Source organism: Rossellomorea sp. NPDC071047 (genome assembly GCF_050270195.1).
GTDB lineage: Bacteria > Bacillota > Bacilli > Bacillales > Bacillaceae_B > Rossellomorea.
The window spans coordinates 21,700-45,130 of sequence record NZ_JBNNJT010000003.1; the positions used below are offsets into that span (position 1 = coordinate 21,700).

Genomic DNA, 23,431 nt, shown 5'->3' on the forward strand with positions numbered 1-23,431 from the left:
GATTACTATGGATAAAGATTTCTCCGTTGAAAGACCGATCATTGCTGTAACTGGAAGTTCTGGCAAAACAACGACCAAATCATTCATCGCAGCGATTCTAAGAACCCGCTGGATTATCTTCGAATCCAGTGATTATTGGAACCGTACCGATCATACAGAAAAGCACCAGGATGAAATCAACTTCATTCATCGGGCTATTGTACTTGAGTATGGAATGGCGTTTCCCGGAGTAATCCAAAAGCATTGCAAGATAATCCAGCCTAATATAGGAGCGATCACCAATATCGGTACTGCCCATATTGGCAACTTCAATGGCGATATCAGAGGAATAGCTGCTGCTAAATCTGAGCTTATTAAAGGAATGGATCGTGATGGACATTTATTCTTAAATGGAGATGACAAGAATTCGAAGCTTCTTCACACTAAGAATTTCACGGGAGTACTGAAGAAGGTCAGCATTCATTCCCCATCAGATTACCAGGCAAAAAATCTCCGCTACAACGTGGAAGGAATCAGCTTTGACCTAAAGCTTTCTGGTAAATCGCATACCTTTTCCATTCCATACCATGGAGAATTTTATGTTTACAATGCCCTTCTCGCCATCGCCATTGCGGACCTTCTCGGCTTTAAGCCTGAAGAGATTAAACAAGGTTTGAATGAAGTGAAAAAGCCAAAGCACAGGCTTGATGTTATGCAGCTGAAAAACAACATCACGCTGATCGACGATACGGTACATGCTTTCCCTGATGCCATGAAAGGCGCACTCGACGTACTTACGCAATTGGAGGGCGAAAAGAAAGTGGCCGTCTTGGGAAGCATGGCCGGATTTGGAGATAAACATGAAGCCGTTCATAAGGAAATAGGAAGATATGTTGCTGAAAAAAAGATTGATTACCTCTTTACCTATGGCAACCTTTCCAAAAACATTGGAGCCGGCGCCAGGGAAGCCGGTATGAACAAGCAGCGAATCTTTCATTTTAACCGACATTATATGAATGAATTAAATGCAAAACTGGAAAAGATCATCCAACCAAACTGGACGCTTCTGATTAAAGGAGCAAGCGGCCTTGAGATGGTGGATACGGTGGAACATTGCAAGAAGATTTTTGGTTAACACCTAACAGATTGAACACCATCGCAAGAGAAAAGATGAATATAAAAATGATACGCCTTGTTTAAAGCCGCTAAAGCTTAAACAAGGCGTTTTTATCTACCAGGTAAACATTTTTGACATGTACGTAAAAAAAGGGAGGAAAATGTACACCCTCACCCTCCCTTTTTCTTATTGAATGACTGTTGTGATCTTTTCCTTCGGAGACTCTTTAATCCAAAACTGAATCTCTGCAGCTGCTTTCTTCGCGTTCGCCTCAGCTTCTATTGCTGTATTTCCAACAGCGGTTACATAGGCATACCGGTGTCCCATAGACAAGGGCGGTGTAATCACTGATCCTTTACGGGGCTTGACATAAACTTCTACAACCCCCTTGGACTCAAGGGCTTTACTTTTTCCTGTAACTTTCTCAAGTGTCCCTTTTTTCTCCACCGTGACGTACTGCATGTACACATTCTTTTGAAACTTAGGCGTTAAATCCGGATCATTTCCCAGCGCCATTTTCAACATTTCTTCAACCAGATTGATTCCATAGGCTGCTTTGATCATATTATTCATTCCGGCACCTGAAATACGTGCATTTATTTCAATCAACTTCCACTGATTTCCTTTGCGGCGAAGCTCTAAGTGACAAGGTCCGGTCTCGAGCCCATGCTTGGAAACGATCTCTTTTATCGCTTTCATCAGACCATTTGAAAAGCTTACCCTTGGATTCAGTATTAATTTATAGCCCATCACAATAAAGCGTCTATTGTATTGAATATCCTGTTTGATGATTGCCATAATATGAACCTTCCCTTTGTGTACCACCACTTCCACCAGATACTGCGGTTCCGGAAGGTATTCTTCTATTAATATCGGCTGATTTTCATAAAGGGTACTCAGCGTATTATACCGCTTCCGATACTCTATTAGATTTCCAACCTTGTACACATCTTTAGAGCCGGTAGATTTCGGGGATTTCATGACCAGAGGGAACTTATTCTTGATTTTCGGTTCTAACTCCTCACTTTCCGCCTTTGTTACAACCGTCCAATATTCTGGAGTTACCGATGAGTTCTTCAGCAGTTCCCGTGATTGAATTTTATTTTGAATATTTTTCATTCCTTCAGTTGAAAAATGATTTACATTAAATTGATCGGCAAGGGTACATGCTGTGTAACTATGCGGATCGACATAGCTCACAATAGCGGAAATTTCTATCCCTTTCAAAATCAGGGATTTTACTTCCTTTTGCAGTACATTCATATCGCTGAGATCGCATAATTTCATCAAATGGACATCGGGAAATTCCTCCCGCTTCGCCACAAAATTTGGTCTTTCAGTGAACAGGACGGTATAAAACCCTAGTCGGTCTGCCGTCTTAATTGCTTCCCTGCTTGAACCTGACTTAGTGGTTTCTATAAAAATGATAGACTTCATTCAAGGTACGCTCCTTCATTTATCATATTCTCTTTCATAGCTCAGGATGGGTACGAGCATTGCATTACTGTACAGTTTATTCTGTTGATACTTTGGGGGTGTAGGCTGATTCAATGATGATATTCCTAAATATTTTATATATGTAAAGAGCTGCTTCCCTCCTATTCACCCCATCCTTTCAGGTGGTAGTCAAGCTGCTTCTTTTTTTATACAGGAGTCTAGCAAATTCTCGTCCAATTATCTGTTTTCACCTTTAGTTGCCCATACTTATAAAAAAACAGCTCATATACTGAGTAGAGATTAAACACAAAAAGGAGCTGCTTTTCCCCCATGAATGAATACATCATCTATATAGGTACAAACCAATCAGGCTCCCCACGGGACGGTATTGAAGCAGGAAAAAAATTGGGCTACTCCACTATTCTATTTACTAATCGCAGGAAGTTTATTAGAGAAAGAGAACTCTTTCAGGATGTCGACGAAATGTACGAAGTAGATTTAAGGCAAGAAGAAGAAATCAGGAGAGAAATATCTACACTTCAGCAGGAAGGAAAGAAAATTGCGTGCATCATCAGCTTTCTTGATTCTTACGTTTATGTAGCAGCCCGGTTGTCTAATGAATTCTGTGGAACCGAAATTTCCTTGGAACCGATTGCTGATTGTATGGATAAAACAGTGCTCCGAACGAAACTGACCGGAAAAGAATATTCTTCTGATTTCATGAAAATGGAGCCTCCCTTTTCTAAAGATGGTGTAAAGACCTTTTCCTATCCTGTTGTATTAAAATCACCTGTTTCTAACGGGTCCAAAGATGTCCTCCTTATTCGTAATGAGGATGAGCTTAAAACAGGCATAAAAAAATTAAAGCGAAAAAAACCTCCAAGCCTTCTTGTAGAAGAATACTTAGAGGGACCTCAATACTTAATAGAAGTGGTCATCAAAGACCGCAAGCCCGTGATCACAGTGGTCGTCAAACAGCAAATCGACTATCATAAACGATTCATTGTCACAGGGTATAGTGTTTCACCCGTATACCATCATCCGGTACTGGTCAGAAAGGTTGGAGAGATTGTCAATGACCTGGGCTTTGTTAACGGAAGCTGCCATCTAGAAATGCGGCTGGTGAAGAATAAATGGAAACTCATTGAAGTCAACCCCCGAATCTCCGGGGGAGCAATGAACAAAATGATAGAAGAAGCATATGGACTGAGCATAGTGGAGGAAACGTTAAGGGTATATCTTAGTAAACTTCCACATAGCGAACGCAAATGGGAAAAACATATCTACACCTACTACATGACTGTCAACAAAACTGGCAAGCTGTTAAAAGTGATTGGAAAAAACATGGCGGAACAACAAGAAGGCATCATTGAAGTATATATAAAACCCAAAAATGGAAAAACACTTCGCCCTCCAACTTCCATGGGGCATCGCTATGGGTATGTTATGGCGAGCGGGGAGTCCGTGCAGGAATCAGAGAGGCGTGCAAAAGATGCCTCTAAAGACATTCAATTTTATTTAGAATCAATCTAAACCGTTATATATGCACTACACCACTTTTCCAGACCAAAATACACTAATGATAAGAGACAGGTGAAAGGAGGATTTGAGGCGATGATTTGTCATCACGATAGCTGTATATGCGAAACCCTGAATGAATTATTACTGGAACAATTCCAATTGGCCACTCAGAAATTTACGTTCATTTGTGAATACGACAAGATAGACACCATTCCATTTATACTATACACAAAGGAAGATAGCGAGCCGTTTCGAGCACACCTCCACTCCAGCTGCACCATATTCTTTAAGCTCATCGATATCGATGATGGCTGTGCAACACTGCGTCTACTGACCGGAATAGATATAGACGGATACATTACCGACGATGTCGATGACTTATTTGCCCTATATCAAACCGACAAATGCATCAGCATCGACTGCAACTGTTTTCTCGGAATTCAGCCCCTTCCTCCGAAATTAGTCAACAGGAAGCTTCCGGATATCGATCAGGTAGCCCCTAAAGGAAGCGGTTCAAGTGGGGAGCGGGGAATGGAGTATGATCGGGAGTGCGATGATAAGTAGGGATAGGGGTTGAATCTGATTTTTTGAGGTTCGGCTTTTTTTAAGGGTGACTAGAGCCAATTCAAGGACTCCAATCACCCTAAATCCATTAAACGCGGGACAATCTGTTCAATACGAACTCCTCAACTACTTCTGCTACACCATCTTCCATATTAGAAGCTGTAACAAAATCAGCTCTCTCTCTAATATCCTCCGGAGCATTTCCCATCGCAACGCCAAGACCGGCGAATTCAATCATGGTAAGGTCGTTATAGCTGTCTCCGATGGCAATCACCTCTTCTGCTTTCATGCCCATTGGCTTGATCAGGTAGTCAAGGCTTGCCCCTTTCGTCACGCCAAGCTGCGTAAACTCCAGGAAGAATGGCTTGGAGCGCATCACACTCAGTTCACCTTCCAGTTCTGCTTGAAGCTTTTTCTCGACTTCTACCAATCGATCGGCTTCTTTTAACATAAGTGCCTTTACAACCGGCTCCTGAATCGCTTCTTTAAAGTTTGGAACGACCTTTACAGGCAGTCCTGTCAGTTCACTTTCAATAGAAGCAAATTCACTTGGTTCTTCTACAATAATCGCATCTTCAGCATATGTCAGAATGCCAACCTCTTCCCGTTTACTCAAATCGTATAAGCGATGAACGGTTTCAGCTGATAATGTTCGACTGTATTTCTCTTCGTTTGTCTTGCAATCTATTATTTTCGATCCATTGAAAGAAAGAATATAGCTTCCATACTGGTCAAGCTTCAGATCTTTTGCAACCCATCTCATTCCAAACGTTGGGCGGCCGGATGCCAGGACAACTTTCACTCCAGCTTCCTGTGCTTGAAGTAAAGCATCTTTTGTACGCCCCGAAATCGTTTGGTCATCTCGTAATAATGTATCATCTAAGTCTAGTACAATCATTTTATATTTCATCATGAAAAATCCTTTCAGGAAATCTGATTTATATTATCTTACTATAACATCTATCTATTATGTTGAAAAAGAAAATAGACCACCGAATCGGCGGTCTACTTCAAGTTTACATGGTCCAGATCCCATTTTCTAATGGTAAATTGAGCCTGATTAGAGGCTCCGAACTTTACAGTATCGTTATTTGGTGATGGATAGAATCGGGCTGTAAACGTTTCTTCTCCTTCATTAATAAATACTTCAATGGAAGAAGTGTCGACAAATACCCTCAACGAATCCAAATTCACCACTTTACATCGCCGCTTCTCTACCACTCCATTTACATAGCTTTTACGCTCAAGAGTCACCATCTTTTCCCCGACAGAATAAACGAGTCTGCATCCATCTCCAATGGAAAGATCAATCCACCCTTCAGAAAAAGACAGATCCCTGATGTCCATTTCAAACGCTTTTCCGTTTACCCCATTGAGTTCCCGGCTTTCTTTATCCAATTCAACTTTGTGTTCTATCGCTTCTCCTGCTCTTAAATCCCGTAATTCTTCAAGGGGGACTTGTCTCACTTTACCGTTCACAAACTTCAACTCCCGAGGCAGAGTCATTGTATGAAGCCATTTATGTTCAGTGGTGGGATGATCCTGTTCATTTTGATCAGGTACACTCATCCAGGCAAATAGGATACGGCGTCCTTTGTCATCGACTGTCGTTTGTGGAGCATAGAAGTCAAAGCCGCGGTCCAATTCCTCAAAGTCCCCATGTTTAAACGTTCCTGTAGCTGAATCAAACTGACCGGCAACATACCCTGCCTGATATACATTCTGATACTTCATTCCAGAAGCTTCAATTCCCTGCGGGGAGAAAATCAGGATGTCCTGATCTCCTAACTTAAAAAGGTCAGGACATTCAAACATATAACCGAAATTGGCAAGTTTCCCCTGTCCTCCACCGGTAAGAACACCCCGATACTCCCAATCAAGGAGATCCTCCGATTGCAATAAAGCGACAGCCCCTTTTAATTCTGTTGTCTGTGCACCTACGACCATAAAATACGTTCCATTTTGTACCCACACCTTGGGATCGCGAAAATGGGCTGTAAATCCTTCCGGTAAGTGAACGACGGGGCCCTTCTTGTCAAAATGAATGCTGTCTTCTGAAAGAGCTAAGCACTGATAGGATTCCCGATTACCTTCCTCGTCCTTCACGTTCCCTGTATAGTACGCATATATTTTCCCGTCATGCTCTATGGCACTTCCGGAATAACAACCATTTTTCTCATACCACTCTGCAGGCGTGAGGGCGATGTCTTCATGCGTCCAGTTCACTAAGTCCCTTGACGAGTAATGTCCCCAGAACTTCGCGCCATGCCCTGTCTTAAAGGGCATCCATTGGTAATAAAGATGATAGACTCCTTCAAATTGGATGAATCCATTCGGGTCATTCAGCAGTCCCACAGGCGGCATGAGGTGATAATGAAGCCGGTATGGATCCTGCTCTACAACACCCTTGTGCTTTTCTATTTCTTCATATGCTTCCATTCGCAGCTGTTCATCTTTTGTCATAGTCCTTCACCTTTCCCTAGATGACGGTTTACTTCATTAAGAGTAGGCAAAGCAGTCATCGCACCTTTAGTGGAGGCAGCAAGTGCACCGGAAACGGCTGCAAACCTGGCCATACGGGCTGCTTCTTCTATTGATAAGGATGCAATATCCCCTTTGTATTGATCGACGGAATAGAGGATCCCGGATACAAACGCATCCCCTGCCCCTGTTGTATCCACTGCTTTCACCTTCATGACAGGTACATACTGACGGGCATCTCCTACGTACACAAAGCTTCCTTCTGCCCCCATCGTGATAATCAAGAAAGGAATATTGTATGCTTTCAGTTTGGCTACCCCTGCTTCAATCTCCTTTTCACCAGTGATAAATTCCAGTTCCTCCTCAGAGATCTTCAATACATCCGCTTCAGGTAGCATGCTCTTAATCGTTTCTCGGGCGTTTTCCTCAGAATCCCATAATCCCAATCGTAAATTCGGATCATACGAAACCAATAAGCCATTCTCTTTCGCCACTTTCACAGCATGATGCGTCGCTTCCTTCGCCGGAGAGCTGATCATGGAGATGGAACCAAAATGAAGAATTTTATGGGTTAAGAAATCCTCTTCGTCTATATCATTCACCTGGAGGAATCGGTCGGCACTAGGATCAATATAAAAGTCAAAGCTGCGCTCCCCGTCGTCTCCGTTCGTAACAAATACGACTCCCGAACGGGCATCAGGAGTTAAAAGCATTTGATTGGTCCGAACCCCATATTCCTGAAGAGTCTCTTGCAGGAACCTCCCTAATACATCATCTCCCACTTTTCCTAAAAAGGTAGACCTCGCGCCTAATCTAGCTAGTCCAACTGCCACATTGGCAGGAGCTCCTCCGGGACTTTTTTGATAGGTGGTATTTTGTTCATCTAGAGGGATGAAGTCTATCAGTGCTTCACCCAGTGAGATAATTCCTTGTTTCATATCGAGTTCCTCCTCATTTCGATGGATTCTACTTTAAATATAGCAAATCCTTACTAGTCAGATGACTAGTAAGGATAAAGATTTCTATTTTGCTTCTTCTTTCCACCCCAGTAATAGGGTTGCTGCAAATGCGCCAGTTACAGCGATGATGAATCCGATTCCATAGTTAAGTGGATCTTGAGCAATTGCGAACATCGGAATACCCGTTAGTCCTATTCCGTTCGCCATCACTTGAGTGAATACCACGTACGCTCCACCAAGCGCTCCACCGATGGCTGCTCCTATAAATGGTCGGCGATGCTTCAAGTTGACACCGAAAATCGCCGGCTCTGTAATCCCCAGGAAAGCAGACACGGCTGCCGGTACAGCAATTTCCTTCGTTTTCTTATTTTTCGTTTTAAAGAAGACGGCGAGTGTTGCCCCACCTTGTGCGACGTTCGCCATTGCCCAAATCGGCAGCAAATAGTTTCCGCCGATGTTTGATAACAGCTCAGCCTCGATGGCATGGAAGCTGTGATGAACACCGGTTAATACGATCGTTGAATACAATCCACCGAATATCAGTCCCGCTATCGGACCAGCTGTGTTGTAGACAACATCCAGAACCGTTGTGATTCCGTTGCCAAGGACTCTTCCAAGTGGTCCAACGATCAAGAGTGCAGTAAATCCTGTGAGGATGACCGTCAAGAACGGAGTCACCAATAAATCAACGGTATTCGGTACAATTTTGCGTAAGCCTTTTTCAATCTTTGCCATTAAGTAAACGGTTAATAATACAGGAATGACCGTACCTTGGTATCCGAGCATTTCTACACCAAATCCGAAGAAATCAAGGGTGTCCGGCTGGGCATCGGCAAGACCCCATGGATTCAGTAATGCAGGGTGGGTCATGATTCCCCCGATAACAGCACCTAGATAACCATTCGCACCAAATTCCTTCGCAGCACTCATCCCGATCAAGATCGGTAAAATGATGAAGGCTGCAGAAGAGAACATGTCCAGCATAACGAATAGACCGCTTTCAGGATCGACCCATTTATATGTTCTCATCAGGCCAAGGAGCCCCATTAACATACCAGCCGCTACGATTGCCGGGATGATCGGTACAAAGATGTTTGAGAGTGTACGGGCAAAACGGGCAAACGGGTTCATCTTCCGTTTGGCTGCATCGCTGTGAGACTCACCTGTTGGAGACTTATCTTCAACCGATGCTCCAACAATAGGGCCGAAATGTTCAAATACTTTGTTTACATTCCCTGTCCCGAATATTATCTGGAACTGACCGGAGCTAGAGAATGCACCTTTCACACCATCCAATTCCTCGATGGCACTTTTATCTATCTGACTTTCATCGTCAATCACGAGACGAAGACGCGTCGCACAATGAGTGGCACTTACAACATTATTCTCGCCGCCCAATAACGGGACAAGCTGTACTGCAACTTCACGATAATTCATCATGAATCCCTCCTGTGTTTTCAAAAAAATATTTAATTAAAAAGACTCTTTTCTCAAAGATTGTTGATTTTACATATGGTCTGCTCGGGCTCTGTCAATCAGAGAGTTCTGGATGGTGAGGGGAACTGCTTCGCTTTCCGCGGACGTTCGGCCGAGCCTCCTCAGCTTCGCTTCCGGGGTCTCGGCACGACCGTACTTCCGCAGGAGTCTTCGCAGTTCCCCTCACCATCTTTAAGAGTTTGTCGTGACAGAGCTAAAACATGTCACTGAACAATGTAACAAAAGCAAAATCCTCCTTCCTTAATAGGAATGCTATCTTTGATCACCTTAAATGAGGTTGTTTGCTAAATTTCTTGTTTTTTATTTATTCCTATTTAAGGATTCATACTAAGTTGATTGGAGCGGAAGGTGCTCGACTCCTGCGGGAATTGCGGGAAAGTTGAGACCCCACAGGGCAAAGCCCGAGGAGGCTCAACTCACGCCCCGCGGAAAGCGAGCACCTGCAGCGGAAATCACCCAACACTAGCTTATGCACAAGCAACAAAGTTTCAAAAAGAACCTTTAAAAGAATCAATAAAAAAAGACCTAGTACCCTCAAGAGGATAGAAGTAGGTCAAAGAGAGACGCTTACCATTATCGTCTTAAAGATTCTAGGTCTTGCCTGCATGAACAGTAACAATCCTACTGTATGAAATTGATGAGTTCATTCTACAAGATGAAAGCGATACCGTCAACCCTTTACTTTATGAGGCGCTCTATATGCAGGGCGATATACGCAACCTCTGAAGGTGGGAAGTCAATGCTGTATTCTTGTTGCAGATACTTTGTAATTTCCTTTGAGCACTCGTAAGCCCTTTGGTATTTCATCTGTATCAGTTCAAGCATGTCTTCATCAATGGGATCAAACTGGTCTCCCTGCTCAATCCGATTTAACGCAAAACGGAGATGGGTGATCAATCGTTGGTAGTTGATGCTCGACTCTTCTACTTTTATGGACAAAAAGGACTCTACCTGCTCGACAAATTCCCTCAGAATCGTTGCATGCTTCAACGATTCGCTCATAGACGGGGCATCCATCTTTGCAGTATGAATATGAAGGGCAATATGAGCAGCCTCATCATCAGGGATTTCGATACCGATTTTCTGCCTGATCTCTTCTTTTGCCCACACCCCGACTTCATATTCTTTTTTATATAGCAGCTTGATTTCGTTCAAGAGCTTATTTTGGATTGGGATTCCTTGCTGCAGTCTTTCAAGCGCAAATGAAAGATGATCCGTCAGTGCGATATGGATATGATCGCTAAGAGGGGCATTTAAATGTCCCTCTGCAAAGCTGATGATGTTTTCAGCGATTTCTATATGTTCCTCCGGCAAGGTAGCCAGGAGCTGCTGGAATTTCTCTGATGATTGCTCATGAAGGACAAAGATCTTTTCAATTTTGTTCTTGGGGATGATATCATTTCTCTTCTTCTGAAAAGCAATCCCGCTCCCCATCACAATTTTCTCCTGCGGCCCGTCCACCACTACAACAGCATTGTTGTTTAAAATTCTAAAAATACGCATAGATGTCCTCCGTACAGTTCATTACTCCTTATGTTACCACGATTCAGCGTAAAGATAACATGTAAAGTGTACAGAGCAAAGATTTTCAAATAAGAGTGGAAAGAAATGTTATTATTGTCTTATCTATAGTGTCAGGAGTGAATGTCATGCTGTTCAAGTTAAGAATCCTTTTTTCCACCATCGCTATCGCTTTTGCCCTGTACGGGTTGGTAAGTGAGGATCCACCTGAGTTCATTATGACCGTCATGCTGCTTTCTTTAGGTGCCATGATGTTTGTGATGGGATTTTCAGAATACAATTCCAACAAGAAAGCTTCTGCCTATTTTTCATTCATTGCAGCAGTATTTGTAGGGTTTGTCAGTATTTATTCCCTCTTCTAAGACGATCACAAGAAATATGATATGCTGAGAGAAAAAATGAAAGCGGGAAGAAAATGATTTCTACATATTTTGAAAAAATCCAGGAAAAGTTACATGTTGTTCAAACAGAAGAAGCTGAAAAAATGGCAAAGCTTGCTCAAAAGATATCTTCTTCCATCCAACAAGATGGCATCATCCAGCTCTTCGGATGCGGTCACTCTCACATCCTTGGAGAAGAAGTGTTCTACAGAGCAGGCGGACTCGTTCCGATCAATCCTATTCTGATTGAGCCGCTCATGCTTCATGAAGGAGCCGTACGATCTTCTCAGTTAGAAAGAGCAAAAGGGTATGCGGGTGAGTTTATGCATGCGCAAGATATTCAGCCTCATGATGTGGTGATCGTTCTCTCCACTTCAGGAAAAAATCCCGTTCCCATCGAAGTAGCTCTTCATGCCAAAGAAAGGAACGCTTATGTTGTGTCCATAAGTTCCTTTGATTACGTAAAGAAGGAAACGTCCCGACATTCCAGTGGGAAATTTCTGAGTGAAGTAGTGGACCTTGCCATAAATAATCATTCAGTTGTAGGTGATGCAGTAATGACTGATCCAAGAGTGTCTGTACCGTTCTCTCCATCCTCAACCGTCATCGGCGCGGCGATATTGAACAGCGTCATGGCAGGTGCCATTGAAAACATGGTGGAAGATGGGTTTGAGCCGCCTATCTTCATCAGCGGAAACGTGGATGGTGCAGATGATCATAACGAAGGATTAATCGAAAAATATCGTAAGCGTATACCCTTATTAACAAAAGGATTATAGAGAAAAAGAGTAGGAGCCCATTACAAAATGGGGTTCCTACTCTTTTTCACAGTCTGTCCAGGTTAATTTTGAATTTATATTTATCAGCTCGATAAATCGATCGTACCAATTCAAAAGGGGTACCGTCTTCTAAGAATGAATCACGCTGGATGAGCAGCACCGGCTCCCCGCTCTTCACCTTTAGATGCAACGCATCCTCTTCCGTCACAATGGCCGCTTCCACTGATTGCGTGGCATGGCTGATGTGAAGATTCAGCTCGCTTTCAATATAGTGATACAATGATTTTCCCAATATTTCCTGATTCAATCCTGGGAGCAGCTTCACAGGTATATAACTTGTTTCCAGTGCCATCGGTTCACCATTTGCAAGACGGATTCGTTTCATTGTGTACACAAGTTCCTCCTCTTCTAACGAGAGAAGCTCCTGAATATCTTCACCTACAGGAGAAATTTCAAAATGCAATAATTTGTTGCCTGGCTCTAGTCCTCGGCTCTTCATGTCTTCGCTGAAGCTTGTCAAGCCTTGGAGACTTTGTTCGATTTTTCGATGAGAGACGAATGTCCCTCTCCCTTTTTCTCTATATAACACATTTTTATTCACAAGATTGGTAATCGCCTGTCTCACGGTCATCCTGCTGATTTTGAACGATTCAGCCAGCTCCCGCTCAGATGGAAGGGCATCACCTGGTTTTAGCTCTTCAGACTGTATTAGATGTTTTAGGTGCTCTTCTAACTGATAATACAAAGGAAGAGGAGAATTTTTATTTACCACGAACGCTTCTCCTTTCGAAATAACGGTTTATCTTTTATTTTAGTATATACACCCTGTTTATAACAGACAATTATCCGAGATCTATATGAAAGTGGCAGACGGATTTTGCCAAATAAGATAAACCCGTCTGCTCTCTCCATTAATTTAACTTTCTCAACTCATCGGCAACAAATTCTACATCTGTCCCGACAATGACTTGAAGGTTTTTATTGTTTACCTTCATCACACCTTTAGCCCCGTGTGCTTTTAACGCTTTTTCATCTACAAGTGAGACGTCATTGATTTGTAATCGTAATCGTGTGGCACAGTTATCGATCACTGCCAGGTTTTCTTTCCCGCCAAGATCCTTCAAGAAATGTTCAGCCATTATTTCATATTTGCTATTTCCACCTGAATTCTCATCTGCTACTACCACATCTTCATCATCTTCACGACCTGGAGTTTTCAAATTAAACCTCTTGATCAAGAAGGTGAATATGAGGAAATAGATGATTCCATAAAGAATGCCTACCCCTAATAACAGCCAAGGTTTTTGGCCGATGTTGAAATTTAAGATGTAATCAAAGGCACCTGCTGAGAAACCGAAACCGTGATGGATGCCAAGTACGTACGTGATGACCATAGAACTTGCAGTTAATACAGCATGAATTCCATAAAGAACCGGAGATAAGAACATGAAACTGAATTCAATCGGCTCAGTGATCCCTGTTAAGAATGAAGTGACGGCTAACCCGATTAACATCCCCGATACATTGGCCCGTAAATGTTTTTTCGCTGTCACGATCATCGCAAGGCACGCTGCAGGCAAACCAAACATCATGATCGGGAAGAAGCCTGTTTGGAACGTTCCCGCTGTCGGATCATTCGCAAAGAAACGCGGGATGTCCCCCTTCACAATTTCTCCAGCTGCATCTTTAAATGTTCCAAATTCAAACCATACAAGTGTATTCAATACGTGATGTAACCCCACCGGGATCAAAAGACGATTCAATAAGCCAAACACACCGACTCCCGTTGCCCCGGCCCCGATGATCCATTCACCAATGGAGTTGATCCCGCTCTGGATCGGCGGCCAGACGATTCCAAATATCCCTGCGAGTACTACCATGGACGCAGCGGTTACGATTGGAACGAAACGTCTGCCTCCGAAGAATCCCAGCCAGGCCGGAAGTTTAATATCATTAAAACGGTTATATAATAAACCTGCCACGACCCCGGAGATGATTCCCCCGAAAATCGCCATATTTGAATCGGGATCAAGGGCTTTTAACCCACCCGTTAATACCAAATAACCAATGGCACCAGCTAATCCAGCCGTACCATTTCCATCTTTCGAAAATCCGATTGCCACCCCGATGGCAAAGATTAATGCTAAATTTTTAAATATGGCATCTCCTGCTTCGGACATGAACGCGATTCCTAATAAGTCATCCTGACCTAAGCGCAACAATAACGCTGCAGCAGGAAGAACCGCGATTGGAAGCATGAGGGATTTACCGATTCGTTGTAAGAATCCTAACATATCATTCTCTCCTTTTGTTTCAGTTGAAAGCGTTTAATCAGTCCATATCATATCATCATAAAGGAATAGATGTCTATACCAATTTTATGAATGTAAGTGTTAAATTAACGATTTAATAAAGTTAGATTACAGTTTCACTATAAATTCATGGATCAAACATAAACTGGTATAGACATCTATACTATCTGGTGTTATTGTAGAGATGTAAAGTACTCAAGGAGTGATTTCAATGATCTCAAATATAGAAAAGCTGCTTATTCTAAATGGAAGCATCTATGCAGAAGATACAGTATATGAAAAAGGGTATATCAAAATTGAGAATGGATTGATCACCGAGATGGGTGAACGTTCCCAGTTAACCAATACAGAAGAATATAAAGTGATTTCACTTCCCCATGGGTATAGTGTTGTCCCGGGAATGATAGATATTCATATTCATGGAGTAAATGGCGCCGACACAATGGATGCCACCAGGGAAGCCCTTGATACGATGACCGGGACACTTCCGAAAGAAGGAACCACGAGCTTCCTTGCGACAACCATGACGGAAGCATCCGGTGCAATCGAAAAAGCCTTGAAGGCTACGGCAGACTATATGTCAAACCATCAAAGATTCGGTCAGGCAGAAATACTCGGTCTTCATTTAGAAGGTCCATTCATCAACCAGGATAAGGCAGGAGCCCAGCCTTTGAATCGTATCCAAAAGCCAAATGTGGAAGTGTTCAAAAACTGGCATGCTCTTTCAGGAGAGAATATCAAATTAGTGACCCTTGCTCCTGAACTTGATGATGAATACGAACTGATCCGTTACTTAAAAGAGAATGGGATTGTCGCTTCAGTCGGTCATTCCAGTGCATCCTATGATCAGGTCGGGGAAGCCATCGATGCAGGCCTGTCCCATGTTACACACTTGTTCAATCAAATGTCGGGACTTCATCATCGGGAGCCCGGGATTGTCGGCGCATCCTTCCTTCGAAAAGAATTAATGGTGGAATTGATTTCAGACGGCATCCACGTTCGCCCTGAAGTGGTCCAGTTGGCATTCGATCAAATTACAGACGACCGATTGATCCTCATCACTGATTCCATGAGAGCAAAATGCTTAAAGAATGGACAGTATGATCTTGGCGGCCAAATGGTGACGGTTAAGGACGGGAAAGCATTATTGGACGAAGACACTTTAGCAGGAAGCGTATTGAAGATGAGGGACGCCTTTACAAATATCCAGGAATTCACTACGGGAGATATGAGAAGTGCGATCAAAATGACAGCTGAAAACCCTGCCAGACAGTTAAATGTCTTTGATCGAAAAGGTAGCCTTGCTCCTCGGAAAGACGCAGATATCGTCATATTAGACGAAAACAAAGACGTATACACAACAATATGTAAAGGGATAATAGCCTATATTCGAGAGGATGATACTCATGAAACTAATTGAAGTGAAAGACTACCAGGAAATGAGTCAATTCGCTGCAGACTATCTTTTATCCAAAGTAAAAACATACGATAAGCTGACCCTTGGATTAGCCACAGGCGGAACACCACAAGGACTTTATGAGGCATTGATAAATGACCATAATCAGAACGGGACGTCCTATCGACATGTTTCTTCGTTTAACTTGGACGAATACATCGGATTGTCCGGTAAACACCCTAACAGCTACTTCCATTACATGAATGACCACCTATTCAACCATATTGATATCGATTCAAAAAACACCCATATTCCTTCTGGAAAAGCAGTAGACCTGGAAAAGGAATGTGAGGCCTATGATGAAAAGATCCGTTCACATGGCGGTATCGACCTTCAAATACTCGGAATCGGCAGCAACGGACATATCGGATTTAATGAACCGGGTACATCTTTTGATACCAACACCCACATTGTCGAGCTCGCCGAGTCTACACGTGAGGCTAATGCCCGTTATTTTGACTCGATTGATGAAGTTCCTGCTCAAGCCATCACGATGGGCATTTCTTCGATTATGAAAAGCAAAGAAATCCTTCTCCTTGTTTCAGGTGATGCGAAACAAGTGGCCATGAAAAAGTTAGTAGAAGGAGAAATCTCTGAGAATTTCCCTGCTTCCATCTTGAATCGCCACGAGCATGTCACGGTGATTGCCGATCAAGAAGCACTGGCAATGGTGAAAGGGTTAGAGTTGTTGAATAGATGAAAGGATGAAGATGTGGAGTGAGTATGCTTAGTCCATGTCTGGGGGCGGCGGACAATGGTTCGCCGCATTTATATAGATTAAATCAAAGAATATTATAAAAAAAGATTGACGAACGCTATCAACATTTCTTATAATTAATCTTGACCGATTCACGGGGCATTAGCTCAGCTGGGAGAGCGTTTGGCTGGCAGCCAAAAGGTCAGCGGTTCGATCCCGCTATGCTCCATACATAAAGAAGGCGTCCTTATTTGTAAATAAGGGCGCCTTTTTTTATGTATTTAGATGGTTGACGGTTCATGATCCAGTCCAGTGACAATGAATGTACGACCGTCGACTACTATAATGCATGGAGAGATATCGTCTTTACTTATCAATACCAAAGGAATCCGATCGTTTGATCGGATTCGTACTTTTTTAAAATAAATTGACTTTTCTGAATCCCATAAGTAACATTTTCCTTATAAGGAAAAGCTCGCCGATTACATACGCTTCCTTCTTATTATTTGCACCTGTTCCGGCAAAGAAGAAAGGAGAAGAATACCATGAATCAGTATGGGAACCATGTCCAAAATGAAATCTATCAGAGGAAGGTCCGTCCCTCCATTCCATTCCGGTTTGAAGAGCTTGAACAAAAGGCCCGTGAAAAGCTTGAAGACGGACCCTATTATTATGTAGCGGGAGGTGCCGGGGGTGAAGATACGATGCGCGCCAACAGAAATGCGTTTAACCGCTGGCAGATCGTTCCCCGAATGCTGAATAACGTTGAAAACCGTGACCTGAAGGTGACTTTATTGGGAGAAGTCTACTCCTCCCCTCTTATGCTCGCTCCCATCGGAGTCCAATCCATCGTTCATCCAGATGGGGAGCTTGCGTCTGCACGTGCGGCATCATCCATGAATGTACCGTTCATTGCAAGCTCAGCCTCAACTTACACCATGGAAGAAATCGCTTCTGTCATGGGTAACTCGCGAAGATGGTTTCAGCTTTATTGGAGCAACGACCGTGAGATTGCAGCCAGTATGCTGGGGAGGGCTGAAGCGTCCGGATACTCCGCTATCGTCGTAACTCTTGATGCCCCGATGATGGCATGGCGTGAATCAGACCTTGAAAACGCGTATCTTCCCTTTCTGTCGGGAGAAGGAGTTGGGAATTATGTGAATGACCCTGTCTTTCGTTCAATGCTGAAAGATCCTCCTGAGGTTGACGCGAAGGCAGCTGCCACCCTTTGGGCACGAGTGTTTGGCAATGCCAGTTTGACGTGGGATGACCTGGAGTTCCTGCGAGATCATACAAGCCTGCCGATTCTTCTAAAAGGAATACTACACCCCGAGGACGCAAATCTTGCCATCGTTCACGGAATGGATGGGATCATTGTGTCCAATCATGGTGGAAGACAGGTTGACGGAGCCATCGGGGCTTTAGACTCATTGCCGAAGATTTGTCAGGTTGTGAATGGACGGCTCCCTGTACTATTTGACAGTGGGATCCGACGGGGTGCGGATGTAGTGAAAGCATTGGCCCTCGGAGCGAGTTCCGTTCTCTTAGGCAGACCCTATATGTATGGATTGACCCTGGCTGGTGAACAAGGGGTGAAGGAAGTCATCCGGAATGTACTGGCCGACCTCGATTTGACGTTGGCCCTTTCCGGTCAAGCATCTGTTTCTGAATTGGATCCATCCCTTTTGACCGACTTGAAAAACGTATCATTTTATTCAAAGACAGGAAGACCGGAACAATCTGAGGGAATGAAGTCATAATAAAGCAGCCTCTGTCTGTATGGCAGGGGCTTTTTCGTTCCATTCATTTGGGTCTCCCTCCCCGACTTCTTCCATGGTATACTTTCTTGTACAAAGGGGTTGGTAATTTTGGAAAAATATCCAGTATTTGAAACAGAGCGATTAGTACTACGGCAGATCGGAATGGATGATGTGTCTTTTCTTTATGAACTATACACTTCCGAAGAGGTTCTCCAATACTTCGGGATGAGTCCGATTGAATCAAAAGATGTTGCTGTCAGCATGGTGGAAAACTACGAGAAACACCTTGGGACAGGTGGACCCATGCGCTGGGGGATCGTGGAGAAGCAGTCTAATAGAATGATCGGGACATGCGGATTCCACGGTATTTCCAAGACGTATAAGCGCTGCGAAATCGGGTACGATCTAACCCCGGAACATTGGGGTCATGGGCTCATGGGTGAGGCGCTATCTCCGGTACTTCACTATTTATTTACAGATAAAGGAATGAACCGTGTAGGGGCAGTGATCGTCCCTTATAATAAGGCTTCATCACGAGTGGTTGAAAAGCTTGGGTTCAAGCAGGAAGGCTTACTGAGGGAATATATCCTTCAGGATGAACATGCTTATGACGCATATATGTACAGTTTATTAAAGAAAGAATGGCTTTCAGAGTTTTAGACGAACCTGAAAAGGAAATAATGGTCAGTGCAGATGAAAAAGGAGCTGGTAGTATGGTGCAGCAAATGTTTCATGGATTCTTGCGCTGGCCTTTAGTTGTACGGATATTTTCAATCGCCATTACGTTGATGGTTTCATTCGGAACGATCATTCATTTGATAGAACCCGATACCTTCCCCTCTCTATTTGATGGGATATGGTGGGCAATCATTACGACTTCTACGGTCGGGTATGGGGATTTTGTTCCATTGACCTGGGAAGGAAGATTGATTGGAATTGTTCTCATCCTTGTAGGTGCAGGGTTCCTTTCAACTTATTTTGTCACACTGGCAGCCGAAACGGTCATGACACAAAATGCTTATTTGGAAGGAAGGGCAACCTTTAAGGGAAAAGAACATGTGGTTATAGTAGGATGGAACGAGCGGACGCGGGAAGTGATTAACCAGCTGACTTCCCTTCAATCACAGTGCGATATCATTTTGATCGATGAAACCCTTCAAAAGAACCCCTATAATAATAACCATATTCATTTCGTAAGAGGGACGCCTTTTAAAGATGCTATTTTAAAAAAAGTAAACCTTCATGAAGCTTCGATTGCCATTATTACTGCAGACCAGAATAAGGATGAGATGACCGCAGACATGAATTCCGTGTTAACACTACTGGCGATTAAAGGGAATCATCCTGATTTATATACGGTCGTTGAAATCCTCCAGAAAGATCAAGTGGCGAATGCAAAACGGGCAGGTGCCGATGAAGTAATACAAACGAATATGCAAACAAGCTATGTGATGATGAACAGTATCATTTCTCAAGGTATGTCTAAAACCATCTTAAAATTATTGAATCATTTAAAAGGTAACAATTTAAAGCTGATACCTGTTTCAGAAGAACACATCAATGAGAGCTTTCATTCGTTAAGTACAAATCTTCTAAAGAACAATATCATCCTTTTAGGCATAAAAAAAGGAGAAATCACGACTGTGAATCCTCCTTTGACGACTTTGGTTGAAGAAACGGATGAGCTGCTTGTGATCTCTAACTAGAAAATAGAACGTTCTCCAGCTCTTTTACAAGTTCTTTCCCAACTTCAATATATTCTTCCGGGAAGCTTGCATCAGGATCTTGTGGTTCGGAAAATTGATTGACCGAGCCTGAGAAGGTTCCGGTTGATGCGTAATCGTCCAAGCCACGCTGGTATTTATGAGAGAGAAGGAACGGCTTCCCGAATTCGACCGTTGCCCCCCTTGAATCCAATTGTCCGTCAACAGACGTAAACGGTACTCTCAAATACTGATAGCCCACTTCGTCATCAATTTTATAATCGAAATAGCCGTGATCATAATCCCAATTACCACCTATCGAATATCCAAGCGGCTTTAATAGCTGTTCAAGCTTATACAGTTGGTAATGCTGTCCTTCAATGTTAGATGAAAGCTCTATCACGTGGATCCATCCCCTTTCTTTTAGGGATAGTTTCTCCTAAAGTGAAAGAAAAATGTAAAAAGAGCACTGAGATTTCCCTCAGTGCTCTTTCCTTATTTAAGGCGTTTTTCAAGCTCCGCTTTCTTCTCTTCAAAGCCTGGTTTCCCAAGAAGTGCGAACATATTTACTTTATATGCTTCCACTCCCGGTTGATCAAATGGATTCACACCAAGCAGGTATCCACTCATCGCACATGCTTTCTCGAAGAAGTACACCAGGTAACCGAATGTGAAAGCATCCATCGCAGGGATTTCCACGATCAAGTTTGGCACGCCGCCATCAGTATGGGCAAGCAATGTTCCTTCAAATGCTTTGTTGTTTACAAAATCCACCGTTTCACCGGCTAAATAGTTTAAGCCGTCCAAATCACTGTCAGCCTTCTCGATTTTCAGCTCATGACGTGGCTCTGAAACCTTGATGACTGTTTCAAAAATATCACGGCGTCCTTCTTGAACATATTGTCCAAGAGAATGAAGATCAGTTGAGAAATTAGCTGAAGAAGGATAAATCCCTTTTTGGTCTTTCCCTTCACTTTCCCCAAACAGCTGCTTCCACCATTCTGAGAAGTATTGTAAACCAGGCTCATAGTTAATGAGCATTTCGATTGTTTTCCCTTTATTATATAGCGCGTTACGAACAGCAGCATATTGATAAGCAGGGTTCTCGGTAAGTTCAGATTTACCGAAGTCTTCACGGGCCTGTGCAGCACCGTTCATCATTGTCTCGATTTCCACTCCGCTAACAGCAATCGGAAGCAGTCCAACAGCTGTCAGAACAGAATAGCGACCGCCGATATCATCAGGAACAACGAATGTTTCATAGCCCTCGTCAGATGCCAATGTTTTAAGGGCACCCTTCGATTTATCCGTTGTCGCATAGATGCGTTTGCGTGCCTCTTCCACCCCGTACTTTTCTTCCAGCATTTTTCGGAAGATACGGAAAGCTATTGCTGGTTCAGTCGTAGTACCGGACTTCGAAATCACATTGATGGAGAAATCTTTTCCATCAAGAAGGTCCATTAAGTCCTTCATGTATGTGGAGCTGATGTTTTGTCCAACAAACAGGACCTGTGGAGTGGAACGCTTTTCTTTCGGAAGAGCATTGTAGAAGCTGTGGTTCAGCATTTCAATCGCAGCACGGGCTCCCAAGTAAGATCCACCAATACCGATGACAAGAAGGACATCGGAATCATTTTTAATTTTCTCTGCTGATTTCTGAATGCGGGAAAACTCTTCTTTATCGTACTCAACAGGTAGGTCGATCCATCCAAGGAAGTCGTTTCCTGCACCAGTTTGTTCATGTAACGAATGATGAGCAACCTTTACGGCATCACTTAAATATGTAAGTTCGTGTTCTCCAAAAAACGATAACGCCTTTGAATAATCAAAACGAATGTGTGTCATAACCATCCTCCGATTAAAATATTTTCTTCTATTTCACTTTATCGAAAGCTGACCCGAGAATCAAGAAAGCTCCCTTTATGTAAGCGTGTGCATTGAAAACTTTTTTCAACAACCGTACTCACCGTCTTATATTCCCCTAATTATTGGTGTACAAACCAATACAGAGGGACGGACCTTCACAAGGTCCGTCCCTCCCACATTTCATTATAGTGATGCTCTCAAGATCGCAAGTACGTCGTCTTTGTTCAGTTTATTGAAGTTACCGAATTCGCCGTTGACCATGGCTTTGTCGGCCATCAGGTCCAGCTTGCTGTCGTCGATGTCATAGTCTGCCAAGCGGGACGGTGCTCCGATGCTTGTCCAGAATTCACGAAGCTTTTCGATTCCTTCCAGTGCCACTTCCTCTTCTGATTTACCGGCAGGGTCGACATTGAATACTCGTTCTGCCAGTTGAGCAAATCGTGCAGGATTCACTTTCAGGTTATGCTTCATCCAGTTCGGGAATAGGATTGCCAGACCACCTGCATGCGGGATGTCGTAAACGGCTGACACGGCATGTTCAATGTTATGACTAGCCCAGTCACCGTTGTAGCCCATTTGCAGCATTCCATTAAGGGCAATTGTTCCAGAGTACAGAATCGTCTCACGAAACTCATAGTTTTCAAGATCATTGATCAACTTAGGAGCTGTTTCAATCACAGTAGTCAGAACAGACTCACACATACGGTCCTGAAGTGGTGTGTTTGTTGCATTATTGAAATACTGTTCAAACACGTGACTCATCATATCCACCATACCGTAGATTGTATGATCTTTCGGTACTGTGAAGGTATTCTCCGGATCCAGGATAGAGAATTGGGGGAATGTAACCGGGCTTCCCCAACCATATTTCTCATTCGTTTCCCAATTCGTGATAACTGATCCCGCGTTCATTTCAGAGCCTGTCGCTGCAAGAGTCAGGACTGTTCCGAATGGAAGAGCTTCTTTGGCAAAAGATTTCTTCGTTACAAGATCCCATGCATCACCATCATATTTTGCACCAGCAGCGATTGCTTTTGTACAGTCGATGACACTTCCCCCACCTACAGCTAAAATAAATTCTATATTATTTTCTTTACTTATCTCTACACCTCGTCTGACTGTGGAAAGACGCGGATTTGGTTCTACTCCGGAGAGTTCGAATACCTCGCTGTCAATATCCTTTAATACAGACATTACCTGATCGTATAACCCATTACGCTTAATGCTTCCGCCACCATATACGACAAGCACTTTTTTACCATATTGAGGTACCAATTCTTTCAGCTGTTCTACTTGCCCTTTTCCAAAAATCAATTTGGTTGGATTATAAAAAGTAAATTCATTCATTATTTGTTACCTCCTTGTATTTTATAAGGGCCGAACTATTTCGTTACCCAAAATG

General features: G+C 43.2%; 21 protein-coding genes and 1 tRNA gene. 11 read left to right on the top strand and 11 right to left on the bottom strand.

What is annotated here, in order from left to right; genetic code table 11:
- Positions 1-7: 7 nt before the first annotated feature.
- Complete coding sequence (locus ACQKFO_RS12130; RefSeq protein WP_427598949.1) at positions 8-1,114, top strand: UDP-N-acetylmuramoyl-tripeptide--D-alanyl-D-alanine ligase; 1,107 nt, start codon at positions 8-10, stop codon at positions 1,112-1,114.
- 168 nt (positions 1,115-1,282) lie between these two features.
- Here the strand turns inward: ACQKFO_RS12130 and ACQKFO_RS12135 are convergent, their stop codons facing one another.
- Positions 1,283-2,533 carry an ATP-grasp domain-containing protein gene (locus ACQKFO_RS12135; RefSeq protein ID WP_427598950.1) on the bottom strand — a complete coding sequence of 417 codons (1,251 nt, stop codon included), beginning with the start codon at positions 2,531-2,533 and terminating at the stop codon, positions 1,283-1,285.
- Positions 2,534-2,863: 330 nt separating this feature from the next.
- Between ACQKFO_RS12135 and ACQKFO_RS12140 the strand changes: the two genes are divergently transcribed.
- Positions 2,864-4,066 carry an ATP-grasp domain-containing protein gene (locus tag ACQKFO_RS12140; RefSeq protein ID WP_427598951.1) on the top strand — a complete coding sequence of 401 codons (1,203 nt, stop codon included), beginning with the start codon at positions 2,864-2,866 and terminating at the stop codon, positions 4,064-4,066.
- Between the two features lie 81 nt (positions 4,067-4,147).
- Positions 4,148-4,618, top strand: coding sequence for a CotY/CotZ family spore coat protein (locus ACQKFO_RS12145; RefSeq protein ID WP_427598952.1), 471 nt, complete (start codon positions 4,148-4,150; stop codon positions 4,616-4,618).
- An 88-nt stretch (positions 4,619-4,706) separates the two neighbouring features.
- Here the strand turns inward: ACQKFO_RS12145 and ACQKFO_RS12150 are convergent, their stop codons facing one another.
- The 5 genes from ACQKFO_RS12150 to ACQKFO_RS12170 form a co-directional block, all read right to left on the bottom strand.
- A complete protein-coding gene (locus ACQKFO_RS12150) occupies positions 4,707-5,528 on the bottom strand; it encodes a Cof-type HAD-IIB family hydrolase (protein WP_427599497.1) in 822 nt (273 codons plus the stop codon).
- Positions 5,529-5,623: 95 nt separating this feature from the next.
- Positions 5,624-7,081 carry a glycoside hydrolase family 32 protein gene (locus ACQKFO_RS12155; RefSeq protein ID WP_427598953.1) on the bottom strand — a complete coding sequence of 486 codons (1,458 nt, stop codon included), beginning with the start codon at positions 7,079-7,081 and terminating at the stop codon, positions 5,624-5,626.
- Entirely contained in the window at positions 7,078-8,037 is a 960-nt protein-coding gene (locus tag ACQKFO_RS12160) for an aminoimidazole riboside kinase (protein WP_427598954.1), read from the bottom strand. The genes ACQKFO_RS12155 and ACQKFO_RS12160 overlap by 4 nt, the downstream gene beginning before the upstream one ends.
- Before the next feature lie 84 nt (positions 8,038-8,121).
- Entirely contained in the window at positions 8,122-9,495 is a 1,374-nt protein-coding gene (locus ACQKFO_RS12165) for a sucrose-specific PTS transporter subunit IIBC (protein WP_427599499.1), read from the bottom strand.
- Between the two features lie 738 nt (positions 9,496-10,233).
- Positions 10,234-11,058, bottom strand: coding sequence for a PRD domain-containing protein (locus tag ACQKFO_RS12170; RefSeq protein WP_427598955.1), 825 nt, complete (start codon positions 11,056-11,058; stop codon positions 10,234-10,236).
- Positions 11,059-11,204: 146 nt separating this feature from the next.
- Between ACQKFO_RS12170 and ACQKFO_RS12175 the strand changes: the two genes are divergently transcribed.
- Positions 11,205-11,438 (top strand): YczI family protein, encoded by a 234-nt coding sequence (locus ACQKFO_RS12175; protein ID WP_427598956.1) that lies wholly within the window; start codon positions 11,205-11,207, stop codon positions 11,436-11,438.
- Between the two features lie 53 nt (positions 11,439-11,491).
- Positions 11,492-12,235, top strand: a complete 744-nt coding sequence (locus ACQKFO_RS12180; RefSeq protein ID WP_427598957.1) for an SIS domain-containing protein — start codon at positions 11,492-11,494, stop codon at positions 12,233-12,235.
- Between the two features lie 46 nt (positions 12,236-12,281).
- On the opposite strand, the gene ACQKFO_RS12185 is transcribed toward ACQKFO_RS12180, so the two are convergent.
- Both ACQKFO_RS12185 and nagE read right to left on the bottom strand, forming a co-directional pair.
- Entirely contained in the window at positions 12,282-13,007 is a 726-nt protein-coding gene (locus tag ACQKFO_RS12185) for a GntR family transcriptional regulator (RefSeq protein WP_427598958.1), read from the bottom strand.
- 139 nt (positions 13,008-13,146) lie between these two features.
- Entirely contained in the window at positions 13,147-14,529 is a 1,383-nt protein-coding gene (gene nagE, locus ACQKFO_RS12190) for an N-acetylglucosamine-specific PTS transporter subunit IIBC (RefSeq protein ID WP_427598959.1), read from the bottom strand.
- Positions 14,530-14,758: 229 nt separating this feature from the next.
- Here nagE and nagA point away from each other — a divergent pair, with 229 nt between their 5' ends.
- From nagA to ACQKFO_RS12220, 6 genes are all read left to right on the top strand, one after another.
- Complete coding sequence (nagA, locus tag ACQKFO_RS12195) at positions 14,759-15,967, top strand: N-acetylglucosamine-6-phosphate deacetylase (RefSeq protein WP_427598960.1); 1,209 nt, start codon at positions 14,759-14,761, stop codon at positions 15,965-15,967.
- On the top strand, positions 15,954-16,703 hold the full coding sequence (gene nagB, locus ACQKFO_RS12200) for a glucosamine-6-phosphate deaminase (protein WP_427598961.1): 750 nt from the start codon (positions 15,954-15,956) through the stop codon (positions 16,701-16,703). The genes nagA and nagB overlap by 14 nt, the downstream gene beginning before the upstream one ends.
- Positions 16,704-16,856: 153 nt before the next feature.
- A tRNA-Ala gene (locus ACQKFO_RS12205) sits at positions 16,857-16,929 on the top strand.
- Positions 16,930-17,245: 316 nt separating this feature from the next.
- Positions 17,246-18,460, top strand: coding sequence for a lactate 2-monooxygenase (locus tag ACQKFO_RS12210; RefSeq protein ID WP_427598962.1), 1,215 nt, complete (start codon positions 17,246-17,248; stop codon positions 18,458-18,460).
- Positions 18,461-18,568: 108 nt separating this feature from the next.
- Positions 18,569-19,120 carry a GNAT family N-acetyltransferase gene (locus ACQKFO_RS12215; protein WP_427598963.1) on the top strand — a complete coding sequence of 184 codons (552 nt, stop codon included), beginning with the start codon at positions 18,569-18,571 and terminating at the stop codon, positions 19,118-19,120.
- Positions 19,121-19,173: 53 nt separating this feature from the next.
- A complete protein-coding gene (locus tag ACQKFO_RS12220) occupies positions 19,174-20,166 on the top strand; it encodes a potassium channel family protein (RefSeq protein ID WP_427598964.1) in 993 nt (330 codons plus the stop codon).
- Here ACQKFO_RS12220 and ACQKFO_RS12225 read toward each other — a convergent pair.
- The 3 genes from ACQKFO_RS12225 to ACQKFO_RS12235 form a co-directional block, all read right to left on the bottom strand.
- Positions 20,159-20,566, bottom strand: a complete 408-nt coding sequence (locus ACQKFO_RS12225) for a YugN-like family protein (protein WP_397554247.1) — start codon at positions 20,564-20,566, stop codon at positions 20,159-20,161. The genes ACQKFO_RS12220 and ACQKFO_RS12225 overlap by 8 nt on opposite strands.
- A 92-nt stretch (positions 20,567-20,658) precedes the next feature.
- Complete coding sequence (locus ACQKFO_RS12230; protein WP_427598965.1) at positions 20,659-22,008, bottom strand: glucose-6-phosphate isomerase; 1,350 nt, start codon at positions 22,006-22,008, stop codon at positions 20,659-20,661.
- Between the two features lie 204 nt (positions 22,009-22,212).
- Positions 22,213-23,376, bottom strand: coding sequence for an iron-containing alcohol dehydrogenase (locus tag ACQKFO_RS12235; protein WP_427598966.1), 1,164 nt, complete (start codon positions 23,374-23,376; stop codon positions 22,213-22,215).
- Positions 23,377-23,431: the final 55 nt, after the last annotated feature.

Coding starts and splice junctions, on each gene's coding strand:
- ACQKFO_RS12130 (WP_427598949.1), top strand. CDS start 8: ATGGATAAAGATTTCTCCGTTGAAAGACCGATCATTGCTGTAACTGGA.
- ACQKFO_RS12135 (WP_427598950.1), bottom strand. CDS start 2,533: ATGAAGTCTATCATTTTTATAGAAACCACTAAGTCAGGTTCAAGCAGG.
- ACQKFO_RS12140 (WP_427598951.1), top strand. CDS start 2,864: ATGAATGAATACATCATCTATATAGGTACAAACCAATCAGGCTCCCCA.
- ACQKFO_RS12145 (WP_427598952.1), top strand. CDS start 4,148: ATGATTTGTCATCACGATAGCTGTATATGCGAAACCCTGAATGAATTA.
- ACQKFO_RS12150 (WP_427599497.1), bottom strand. CDS start 5,528: ATGAAATATAAAATGATTGTACTAGACTTAGATGATACATTATTACGA.
- ACQKFO_RS12155 (WP_427598953.1), bottom strand. CDS start 7,081: ATGACAAAAGATGAACAGCTGCGAATGGAAGCATATGAAGAAATAGAA.
- ACQKFO_RS12160 (WP_427598954.1), bottom strand. CDS start 8,037: ATGAAACAAGGAATTATCTCACTGGGTGAAGCACTGATAGACTTCATC.
- ACQKFO_RS12165 (WP_427599499.1), bottom strand. CDS start 9,495: ATGAATTATCGTGAAGTTGCAGTACAGCTTGTCCCGTTATTGGGCGGC.
- ACQKFO_RS12170 (WP_427598955.1), bottom strand. CDS start 11,058: ATGCGTATTTTTAGAATTTTAAACAACAATGCTGTTGTAGTGGTGGAC.
- ACQKFO_RS12175 (WP_427598956.1), top strand. CDS start 11,205: ATGCTGTTCAAGTTAAGAATCCTTTTTTCCACCATCGCTATCGCTTTT.
- ACQKFO_RS12180 (WP_427598957.1), top strand. CDS start 11,492: ATGATTTCTACATATTTTGAAAAAATCCAGGAAAAGTTACATGTTGTT.
- nagE (WP_427598959.1), bottom strand. CDS start 14,529: ATGTTAGGATTCTTACAACGAATCGGTAAATCCCTCATGCTTCCAATC.
- nagA (WP_427598960.1), top strand. CDS start 14,759: ATGATCTCAAATATAGAAAAGCTGCTTATTCTAAATGGAAGCATCTAT.
- nagB (WP_427598961.1), top strand. CDS start 15,954: ATGAAACTAATTGAAGTGAAAGACTACCAGGAAATGAGTCAATTCGCT.
- ACQKFO_RS12210 (WP_427598962.1), top strand. CDS start 17,246: ATGAATCAGTATGGGAACCATGTCCAAAATGAAATCTATCAGAGGAAG.
- ACQKFO_RS12220 (WP_427598964.1), top strand. CDS start 19,174: ATGGTGCAGCAAATGTTTCATGGATTCTTGCGCTGGCCTTTAGTTGTA.
- ACQKFO_RS12230 (WP_427598965.1), bottom strand. CDS start 22,008: ATGACACACATTCGTTTTGATTATTCAAAGGCGTTATCGTTTTTTGGA.
- ACQKFO_RS12235 (WP_427598966.1), bottom strand. CDS start 23,376: ATGAATGAATTTACTTTTTATAATCCAACCAAATTGATTTTTGGAAAA.